This window comes from Virgibacillus oceani, from assembly GCF_041521345.1.
Lineage (GTDB): Bacteria > Bacillota > Bacilli > Bacillales > Amphibacillaceae > Virgibacillus_N > Virgibacillus_N oceani_A.
Genome location: NZ_JBGOHB010000031.1, coordinates 46,007 through 56,135, shown reverse-complemented (window position 1 = coordinate 56,135; position 10,129 = coordinate 46,007). Strand labels below are relative to the sequence as shown.

At 39.7% G+C, this 10,129-nt stretch carries 9 protein-coding genes; all 9 read left to right on the top strand.

Annotation, left to right across the window (positions count from 1 at the left end):
- Positions 1-225 precede the first annotated feature (225 nt).
- Entirely contained in the window at positions 226-807 is a 582-nt protein-coding gene (pgsA, locus tag ACDX78_RS18860) for a CDP-diacylglycerol--glycerol-3-phosphate 3-phosphatidyltransferase (RefSeq protein ID WP_486029780.1), read from the top strand.
- The gene (locus tag ACDX78_RS18855; RefSeq protein ID WP_486029778.1) at positions 804-2,075 is read left to right on the top strand and encodes a competence/damage-inducible protein A; all 1,272 of its coding nucleotides are present in this window, start codon (positions 804-806) and stop codon (positions 2,073-2,075) included. The genes pgsA and ACDX78_RS18855 overlap by 4 nt, the downstream gene beginning before the upstream one ends.
- A gap of 162 nt (positions 2,076-2,237) precedes the next feature.
- Positions 2,238-3,275, top strand: a complete 1,038-nt coding sequence (gene recA, locus ACDX78_RS18850) for a recombinase RecA (protein ID WP_486029776.1) — start codon at positions 2,238-2,240, stop codon at positions 3,273-3,275.
- A gap of 365 nt (positions 3,276-3,640) precedes the next feature.
- Positions 3,641-5,206, top strand: a complete 1,566-nt coding sequence (gene rny / locus ACDX78_RS18845; protein WP_486029774.1) for a ribonuclease Y — start codon at positions 3,641-3,643, stop codon at positions 5,204-5,206.
- A 289-nt stretch (positions 5,207-5,495) separates the two neighbouring features.
- Positions 5,496-6,293 carry a TIGR00282 family metallophosphoesterase gene (locus ACDX78_RS18840; protein ID WP_486029773.1) on the top strand — a complete coding sequence of 266 codons (798 nt, stop codon included), beginning with the start codon at positions 5,496-5,498 and terminating at the stop codon, positions 6,291-6,293.
- 106 nt (positions 6,294-6,399) lie between these two features.
- Positions 6,400-6,660 carry a stage V sporulation protein S gene (locus tag ACDX78_RS18835; protein ID WP_486029771.1) on the top strand — a complete coding sequence of 87 codons (261 nt, stop codon included), beginning with the start codon at positions 6,400-6,402 and terminating at the stop codon, positions 6,658-6,660.
- Between the two features lie 460 nt (positions 6,661-7,120).
- A complete protein-coding gene (gene miaB / locus ACDX78_RS18830) occupies positions 7,121-8,686 on the top strand; it encodes a tRNA (N6-isopentenyl adenosine(37)-C2)-methylthiotransferase MiaB (RefSeq protein ID WP_486029769.1) in 1,566 nt (521 codons plus the stop codon).
- Between the two features lie 2 nt (positions 8,687-8,688).
- Entirely contained in the window at positions 8,689-9,117 is a 429-nt protein-coding gene (locus ACDX78_RS18825) for a YlbF/YmcA family competence regulator (protein WP_486029767.1), read from the top strand.
- A gap of 335 nt (positions 9,118-9,452) precedes the next feature.
- Entirely contained in the window at positions 9,453-10,025 is a 573-nt protein-coding gene (locus ACDX78_RS18820; RefSeq protein WP_486029766.1) for an outer spore coat protein CotE, read from the top strand.
- Positions 10,026-10,129: the final 104 nt, after the last annotated feature.

Sequence of the window (10,129 nt, the reverse complement as noted above, 5' to 3'; positions counted from 1 at the left end):
TCGTATTGTTATTAACTATATCTCCATATTTTTCTAAATGAATACTTCTATTTCGTTTAGAAATTCATTTTCATGGTAGTTGGTGGCGATGCGTAGCATAGCCATGGTTGTTTCAGTGGGAGATGAACAAAGCCCCCACTGAATGAAGTCTCACTTTATAAAACCCTTCCGAATTGTTCAGATTGGAAGGGTTTTATACCTTGAATAATGTTGGAGGAAAACAAGATGAACATACCGAATAGATTAACCTTATCCCGGATATTAATGATTCCAGTTTTTATTTTGGTATTAACGATCCCTTTTGAATGGGGACCTCAATGGAATATTGGAGAAAGGGAGCTCCCGATAACCCATTTTATAGCTGCTATTATTTTTATAATTGCTGCTGTAACAGACTGGGTAGATGGGTATTATGCAAGGAAATATAACCTCGTTACAAATCTTGGCAAGTTTTTAGATCCACTTGCCGATAAATTGCTTGTAGCAGCCGCTTTAATTATGCTGGTGGAAATGGGTCTAGCCCCGGCCTGGATTGTTATTATCATCATCTCCAGAGAAATGGCTGTAACTGGCCTGCGTTTAGTTGCGGCGGGTGAGGGGATCGTACTTGCAGCCGGAAGTATGGGGAAATTAAAGACAGCAACACAAATGATCGCTATTGCAGTTTTATTATTAAATAACTTTCCATTTTCTTATATAGGATTTCCTTTTGGAACGATTATGCTGTATGCTGCTTTAGTATTTACCGTGATTTCGGGGTATGATTATTTTGTGAAAAATTGGCATGTGATGAGGGATTCAAAATGACGAAGCAATTTAAATCGGAAATAATCGCAGTAGGTACGGAATTGTTATTAGGGCAGATTGTTAATACAAATGCACAATGGCTGTCCAGGGAACTTGCGAACTATGGGATTAACGTTTACCAGCATGTAGTGGTCGGTGATAACTTATCCCGCGTATTAAACGCTTTTAAACTTGCTCATAGCAGGTCAGATATTATTATCGTGACAGGAGGACTCGGCCCGACAGATGATGATATGACAAGGGAAGCATTTCAATCAATGAGCGGTCTGGAACTAATCGAACACGGTCCCTCAATGGAAAAAATAAAGGCATTTTTTGAAAAACAAAAATCTGTGATGACACCGAATAACCGAAGGCAAGCACGCGTATTTGAAGGTGCAGAAGTCCTGTATAACAGAGCAGGGATGGCACCGGGGATGATTACAACCTATGAAGATAAAACATGGGTGTTTTTACCAGGGGTGCCAAGGGAAATGAAATCTTTATCACGCAATGATGTATTTCCCTATTTGCAAAAATTGACCGGACAGGAAGAAATCATTCAATCAACGGTGCTCAAATTTATAGGTATTGGCGAATCTGCTTTGGAACATGATCTGCAGGATATGATTAAGGAGCAAACGAACCCGACAATTGCGCCACTTGCCCAAAATGACGGTGTAGTCTTACGGGTGACAGCTAAAGCCAGTTCGATTGAAGAGGTAAATCATTTAATAAAAAATACAAAGAATCGAATTTTAGCGCGAGTAGGGGCCTACTTTTACGGAGCAGATGAAGAAACAATAGAACGCCGTGTATATTCCATGTTGAAAAATCAAAATGTAACATTGGCTGCTGCGGAGAGTTTAACAGGTGGTATGTTCACGGAAAAGCTTGTTTCAGTTGAAGGAGCTTCCCAAGTATGCCGGGGAGGAATTGTTTCTTATGATACAAACGTTAAACAAAATTTGCTGGGTGTATCTGCAGAAACGATACAGAGAGAGGGAACCGTAAGTGAAGCATGTGCTATTGAAATGGCAGCCAATGTGTATGAAAAGCTTGATTCCGATATAGGCATCAGCTTTACCGGGATAGCAGGCCCGGTTGAATCGGAAGGAAAACCGGTCGGCACCGTATTCATTGCTATATGTGACCGGCGTGGAAATCAGGTGAGTAAAGAATTTTCCTTTCAGGGTGACCGGAATACCATTAGAAGAAGGACAATGTTAAAGGGGTTTGAACTTTTATTAAATTTTTTAAAAGGGATGGAAAATAAAAATCTTAGCTGAAAAAGATATGGATTTTGCATTTCACTTATCACATTACCCTCAGATTTTTAATTTCGGCAAAAATTCAAGTCTGAAAACACAAGAACATCCATTCGTGTTTTTCTTGGCAAATGAAGAAAAAAGTAGTATGATGTAATTAGTTGAAAAAAGGAGGAAGTTGTTTTGAGCGATAAAAAACAAGCATTGGATATGGCGTTAAGACAGATAGAGAAGCAATTTGGCAAAGGTTCGATCATGAAGCTTGGAGAACAGGCGGAGCAAAAAATGGCGACCATCCCAAGTGGTTCCCTGGCACTGGACGTAGCTTTAGGCATAGGAGGTTACCCACGAGGGAGAGTCGTTGAAATTTATGGACCGGAATCTTCAGGTAAAACAACAGTTGCCTTGCATGCAATTGCAGAAGCTCAAAGAAAAGGTGGACAAGCTGCCTTTATTGATGCAGAGCATGCGCTCGACCCAACATATGCCCGTGCTTTAGGAGTGGATACAGATGAGCTGCTTCTATCTCAGCCTGATACAGGGGAACAAGCATTGGAAATCGCTGAAGCACTCGTTAGAAGTGGTGCCGTTGATTTGGTGGTAGTAGATTCTGTTGCAGCTCTTGTGCCAAAAGCGGAAATTGAAGGCGAAATGGGTGATGCTCATGTTGGCCTGCAGGCTAGACTGATGTCCCAGGCATTGCGTAAATTGTCGGGAGCAATTAATAAGTCAAAGACGACAGCTATCTTTATTAATCAGATACGTGAAAAAGTCGGTGTCATGTTCGGTAATCCGGAAACCACACCGGGCGGCCGTGCGCTTAAGTTTTATTCCTCAGTCAGACTGGAAGTGCGCAGGGCAGAAACCCTGAAGCAGGGAAATGAGATGGTCGGGAACAGAGCGAGACTTAAAGTCGTAAAGAATAAAGTAGCTCCCCCATTTAAGCAGGCTGAAGTAGATATTATGTACGGGGAAGGTATATCCAAAGAGGGAGAGATTCTTGATATCGGTTCTGAATTAGATATCGTCGATAAAAGCGGCGCATGGTATTCCTATAACGGTGAACGGCTGGGACAAGGCCGGGAAAATGCCAAGCAGTTCCTGAAAGAACATAAAGAGATGATGGCAGAAATACAGCAGGCAGTACGAGCTCATCATAATATGAGTGAAGAAAATGAAGAAGTAGACGAGGAAGCTGAACAAGGCAGTTTGAATGTATAGTAATTACTAGAATGATAGTGTAAAATAAAAAAAATCATAAAAGCCAGTTAGATAGTGAGTTCACTTGAAGCATTCCGCTGAATTGAATGTCACTATCTTTTTTATTTATTCCACTGATAGATTACATGAGTTTGTAATACAATACACCCTGATAAAATAAAAAATCCCCCGATATGTTTTAGTTTAAAATTGTCCTGATAAGTATGACGTTTCCTTGACATTCCCAATACAGACAATTACAATTAATAATGTATAAATATAATTTATATTATATGATTTATTTATTGTTATTTATGCACTTGAACATGTTACATGCCGACAATAATGAATTGTAAAACAACTTAATAGCAATAGGAGGTGAAATCATGGACAATCCTATAATCATCTCCATTTTGCTTGCTTTAATCCTAATCGTCGGTATTGTTGTTGGTTATCTGATTCGTAAATCTATTGCAGAAGCTAAAATTTCGAGCGCAGAAACTTTGGCCAAGCAAATAGTTGATGAAGCACATCGAAATGCAGATGCCGCTAAAAAAGAGGCACTTCTTGAGGCGAAAGAAGAAAACCACCAGCTTCGTCAGCAGACTGAAGAAGAATTGCGCGAGCGAAGATCTGAGGTACAGAAGCAGGAAAATCGTCTGATGCAAAAAGAAGAAAATCTGGACAGAAAAAGTGAAACACTTGATAAGCGTGAACTTATGTTGGAAGGAAGAGAGCAATCACTGACAGAAAAACAACAACAAATTGAAGAAATGGAAAGCAAAGTGGAAGCTATGGTAAAAGAGCAGCAAACCGAGCTTGAACGCATTTCAGGATATACTACAGATCACGCCAGACAGGTTATTTTAGAGCGAATTGAACGGGAAGTAGCACATGAATCAGCATTATTGATTAAAGAAGCTGAAAACCGGGCAAAAGAAGAGGCCGATAAAAAGGCGAAAAATATACTTTCATTGGCTTTACAGCGCTGTGCTGCAGACCATGTTGCTGAAACGACAGTATCTGTGGTAAATCTTCCAAATGATGAAATGAAAGGTCGGATAATTGGGAGAGAAGGACGCAATATACGTACACTGGAAACCTTAACGGGTATTGACTTAATTATTGACGATACACCGGAGGCAGTTATACTATCAGGTTTTGATCCAATACGCAGGGAAACTGCACGACTCGCTTTGGAAAAACTGGTTCAGGATGGCAGAATTCATCCTGCACGAATTGAAGAAATGGTGGACAAAGCCAGAAGAGAAGTCGATGAATATATTCGTGAAATTGGTGAAGAGACCACCTTTGAAGTTGGTGTACATGGATTGCATCCGGACCTGGTCAAGATACTTGGTCGACTAAAATATCGTACAAGCTATGGACAAAATGTCCTGAAGCATTCAACAGAGGTTGCTTCTCTTGCAGGATTACTTGCAGCAGAATTAGGAGAAGATGAAACACTGGCAAAAAGAGCCGGATTACTCCATGATATCGGTAAAGCAATTGACCATGAAGTAGAAGGTAGCCATGTGGAAATCGGAAAAGAACTGGCAACAAAATATAAAGAACATGCAGTTGTTATCAATTCGATTGCATCCCATCACGGGGACGAGGAGCCAACATCAGTTATTTCCGTATTAGTAGCTGCAGCAGATGCTTTATCTGCAGCCAGACCGGGTGCACGCAGTGAAACGCTGGAAAACTACATCAAACGTCTTGAAAAACTTGAAGAAATATCAGAGACATTTGAAGGTGTGGAAAAATCATTTGCTATTCAAGCAGGGAGAGAAATCCGCATCATGGTTAGCCCCGATGAGATTGATGACATTGAATCGGTACGTGTCGCCAGAGATATAAGAAAGCGTATTGAAGATGAGCTAGATTACCCGGGACATATTAAAGTAACTGTTATAAGAGAAACGAGATCAGTTGAATATGCTAAATAAAGCGGAGCCTTTGTGCCCCGCTTTTTTTCTTTACTTTTACAGGGAATTATAAAATGCATAAGCTGTGGATTGACCAAATTATTCAGCTTCGTCGGGCTCGAGACCGAGTGATAGCAAAGGTGCTGCCTTGAAACTGCTGCTATGCCTTTGCCGAGAGAATTTAGCGCAGCCTCAAGGCGTAGTCCGTACGTCGCTAAACACGGGCACTCTTGCCTTTAGGCATTTTTTTGACAATCACGAACCATTATGAAAAACTTAACATAATAAAAAAGATAGGATGATTGGATTCATGAAAATTTTATTTATAGGTGATGTGGTCGGCTCCCCAGGCAGATCCATGATAGAAGAATATCTGCCTAAACTAAAAAGTAAATACAAACCTCATTTAACAATAGTCAATGGTGAAAATGCCGCCTCAGGCAAAGGCATTACGGAATCCATTTATAAGCAGTTTTTAGGGTGGGGCGCGCAGGTTATAACAATGGGCAATCATACATGGGACAGAAAAGAAATTTTCGACTTTATTGATGACGCAAAAAATATGGTCCGGCCAGCTAATTTTCCGGAAGGGAACCCGGGTAAAGGAATAGCATTTGTGAATATAAATGGCACTGAAGCTGCTGTCATTAATATGCAGGGACGTACTTTTTTACCGGCAATTGATGACCCCTTTCGAAAAATGGATGAATTAATTGAAGAAGCAAAAAAAAGAACCAATATTATTTTTGTGGACTTTCATGCTGAAGCAACCAGCGAGAAACAGGCGATGGGTTGGTATGTCGACGGAAGGGTAAGTGCTATAGTTGGAACACATACACATACACAAACGGCAGATGAGCGAATTTTGCCACAGGGAACTGCATATATAACAGATACAGGTATGACAGGCCCATATGATGGTATATTGGGTGTTGAAAGGGAAGCCGTATTAAAACGATTTTTAACTTCCATGCCAGTACGTTTTGAAATTACCAAAAAGGGAAGACATCAACTAAATGGTGTATTAATTACGTTAAATGCTGAAAATGGGGAAGCAACAGCTATTGAGCGAATACTAATCAATGAAGATCACCCCTTCTTTTCTTGACTAATTGAATTTTTGGAATTATTAATGCGTAATAAGGTAATAAGCTAACCATTCCGGGAATATAGTAGCAGTAGAAAACCAATAGTTAACGAGGGAGGTACCAGTAATGGAAGTATTAAAGGTTTCAGCAAAATCGAATCCCAATTCAGTAGCAGGAGCACTTGCAAATGTGCTAAGAGAACGAGGTTCAGCAGAAATTCAAGCAATTGGTGCAGGAGCTTTAAATCAGGGAGTTAAAGCTGTGGCTATTGCCAGAGGTTTTGTAGCACCAAGTGGAGTTGATCTTATCTGCATCCCGGCTTTTACTGATATTATGATTGATAATGAAGAGAGAACAGCAATAAAATTGATTGTAGAACCAAGGTGAATGACGAAAACCAGATTGCAGTTTGGAGGAAGAAATGGTCGGACAACCTGTCCATTATTGACATATGGAATCCCAAAAAGTGTTGCGTGTTTGCGCAGCACTATTTTTTACGGGAAATAGGTATAAATCCAAATGGAAATAAAAAATGACAATTTTAGTAACCTTTCTGTTTGCAGAAGAGGTAATTTTACTCGATATATTGTTTAATTTAATGATAAGCTTTATACTGTAAGAATGGATAGTTATCAGTTTGAATAAGTTTTATACCGCCTTAATGGGCAGTAAGACATCCACTTTAAAATTTCAGGGAAATCAAGAAGGATTAGTGGGAACGCAACTGGCTGTAATGGTATGATGCTGTTCAACAACCTTTAATTCATACCCTTATGGTACTAACATGCAGCAGGGAAAAGATATCCCCACTAAATGAAGTTTCACTTAATGGAAAGGAGTCTCCGCAATGAACGAAGACCAGCGTTTAGAACAATCACAAATAAAACAACCAGATGGAAAATCTGGAGAGAATATGAATCGAATAAAAGAAACAACGAGCGATGATATGATAGCCAAATATTTTCAATCCAATTATCAGCCGCCGAATATTAATAAAGCAAGAAAGCGCCGAAAAGAAGATATTCAGTTCCATTATGATTTTTCCATTCCGGAAGACATGCAATCCATTGGAGAAGGAAAAAAATTTCTTATCCGTACATATGGCTGCCAAATGAACGAACATGATACAGAAGTAATGGCCGGAATATTAACAGAAATGGGATATGAATCCACAACCGATACAAATGAGGCTGATATCATTTTATTGAATACCTGTGCGATTCGGGAAAATGCGGAGAATAAAGTATTTGGCGAAATCGGCCATTTAAAGCCGTTAAAGCTGGAAAATCCTGATTTAATTCTTGGCGTTTGCGGCTGTATGTCACAGGAGGAATCAGTAGTAAACCGGATCTTGCAAAAACATCAGCATGTTGACTTGATTTTTGGTACACATAATATACACCGCCTGCCGCATTTAGTGAAGGAAGCGATGTTTGGTAAAGAGAAAATCGTAGAAGTGTGGTCCAAAGAGGGAGATATTATTGAAAATCTTCCTAAAGCAAGAAAAGGAAAAATAAAAGCCTGGGTAAATATCATGTATGGCTGTGATAAATTCTGTACATATTGTATTGTCCCAATGACCCGCGGAAAAGAAAGAAGCCGCAGACCTGAAGATATCATTCAGGAAGTGCGCCACTTGGCAGCACAAGGGTATCAGGAAGTCACACTGCTGGGGCAGAATGTCAACGCATATGGAAAGGATTTTGATGATACGGCATATGGACTTGGGGATCTGATGGATGATTTGCATAAAATTGATATTCCGCGTGTAAGGTTTACTACCTCTCATCCAAGGGATTTTGATGATCGCCTGATTGAAGTGCTGGCAAAAGGCGGCAATCTGCTGGATCATATTCATCTGCCTGTACAGTCCGGAAGCAGTGAAATACTGAAAAAAATGAATAGGAAATATACAAGAGAATCATATTTGGAATTGGTGCGCAAAATCCGGAAAGCGATGCCTAATGCGACATTAACGACGGATATTATCGTCGGTTTTCCAAATGAAACAGATGAGCAATTTGAAGAAACAATGACACTTATGGAAGAAGTCGGGTTTGAAGCAGCTTACACATTTATCTATTCTCCAAGAGAAGGCACACCTGCTGCCCGCAAAAATGATGATATACCGGAAGCAGTGAAAAAGCAGCGCCTCTACCGTTTAAATGAGTTAGTAAATAAGCAATCTGCAGAATCCATGAAAAAGTATGATAAGCAGATTGTTAAAGTACTTGTTGAAGGTGAAAGTAAAAAAGATCCCGATGTATTGGCGGGATATACAGAAAAGAATAAGCTGGTTAACTTTAAAGGGCCAAAATCGGCCATAGGAAGTATTGTGGAGGTAGAAATTACCGAAGCAAAAACCTGGTCATTGGACGGGGTAATGGTTGAAAATAAAGTAGAGGTGAACTAACGATGGCAGAATATACACGAAAACAAATTTTGGAAGAAGCAAGAAAATTAGCCGGAATGCTGGCTGAAACAGAAGAAATAGACCGCTTTAAACAAGTTGAAGCAAAAATTAATGATAATCAAAAAGTACAGCAATTAATACAGCGAATTAAAACACTGCAAAAACAGGCAGTAAATTTCCAGGCATATGAAAAAACAGAGGCATTGAAAAAGGTTGAAGCGGAAATTGATCGTTTGCAGGAAGAAATCGATGATATTCCCGTAGTTCAAGAGTTTAAAGAAACTCAGATTGTTGTAAATGATGTACTGCAATTAATATCAGGAACAATTGCCAGAGAGGTTACAAACAATGTCATCGAATCTACAGGCGGTGACCTGTTATCAGGAGAAACCGGATCTAAAACAAAAAAAAGTACAGGTTGTGGGCATTAAGGAACAAAGGCGGAAGTGCCCGATTAGCGACGTACGGACTGGACTGAGCCGGAGGAGATATAGGAAACACGGCGACGAAAGAAACCGACGTTGACTTATGTACGGAGGTGAAGGAAGTCCGCTAGTCGCTGGGCGCTGGAGCCGGACGAGGATAAAAAAGGAGCAGTAAGTTTCGCTGCTCCTTTTTTGTCCCCGGATTTATACTGTTTTCGAATAAATAAAATGCAAAATAAACGTTCCATTAAGTTCCTTTCCTCGAAATCGTGATTTCATTATGCACTTTAGGTATTTGTCTTGCATAAAATGACTATGAAAAAGAGGAGGTAAACGTAATTATGACTTTTCTAGATAAAGAATACAGAGAAATTATTACAAAAGCTGTATGTGGCAAAGGGAAAAAGTTTACGCAGGCAACTCATAATGTATCCCCTTCACATAAACCAACAAGCATTCTGGGCTGCTGGATTATTAACCATCTCTACAATGCCAAGAAAAAATCAGAGGATACGGTAGAAATACACGGCAGCTATGACATTAACATCTGGTATTCGTATAATGATAATACAAAAACAGAGGTGGTAACAGAAAGAGTAACGTACACGGATGTGGTGCCGCTTTCTGTGAAGGACCACAATACCATCAATGATGAGTTTGATGTCATTGCTAAAGTGATACAGCAGCCTAATTGCCTGGAATGCAAAATTTCCAATAAAGGAAATAAAATTATAGTAGAGGTAGAAAGAGAATTTCTTGTTCAGGTCATTGGTGAAACAAAAATTTCAGTAAAAGTGACTCGGAAAGCGAAAAAAGACGATGAAGATTTTGATGAGAGCAGTGGGTGGGATTTTGAATTAACCGATGAAGAACTAAGCGATGTAGAGCCAGAATTCCTTCATGAAAAGGATTAGATGATTACGAGGAAGTACTTCCTCGTAATTTTTTCTTTCTCCCTATTCGAACAACCGGAGTATGGTATGCTATAATAATGTAAGTATAATTTGGCGGTTTTGGA

Excerpts from the sequence above, each read along its gene's own strand:
- pgsA (WP_486029780.1), top strand. The coding sequence starts at position 226 with ATGAACATACCGAATAGATTAACCTTATCCCGGATATTAATGATTCCA.
- ACDX78_RS18855 (WP_486029778.1), top strand. The coding sequence starts at position 804 with ATGACGAAGCAATTTAAATCGGAAATAATCGCAGTAGGTACGGAATTG.
- rny (WP_486029774.1), top strand. The coding sequence starts at position 3,641 with ATGGACAATCCTATAATCATCTCCATTTTGCTTGCTTTAATCCTAATC.
- ACDX78_RS18840 (WP_486029773.1), top strand. The coding sequence starts at position 5,496 with ATGAAAATTTTATTTATAGGTGATGTGGTCGGCTCCCCAGGCAGATCC.
- ACDX78_RS18835 (WP_486029771.1), top strand. The coding sequence starts at position 6,400 with ATGGAAGTATTAAAGGTTTCAGCAAAATCGAATCCCAATTCAGTAGCA.
- miaB (WP_486029769.1), top strand. The coding sequence starts at position 7,121 with ATGAACGAAGACCAGCGTTTAGAACAATCACAAATAAAACAACCAGAT.
- ACDX78_RS18825 (WP_486029767.1), top strand. The coding sequence starts at position 8,689 with ATGGCAGAATATACACGAAAACAAATTTTGGAAGAAGCAAGAAAATTA.
- ACDX78_RS18820 (WP_486029766.1), top strand. The coding sequence starts at position 9,453 with ATGACTTTTCTAGATAAAGAATACAGAGAAATTATTACAAAAGCTGTA.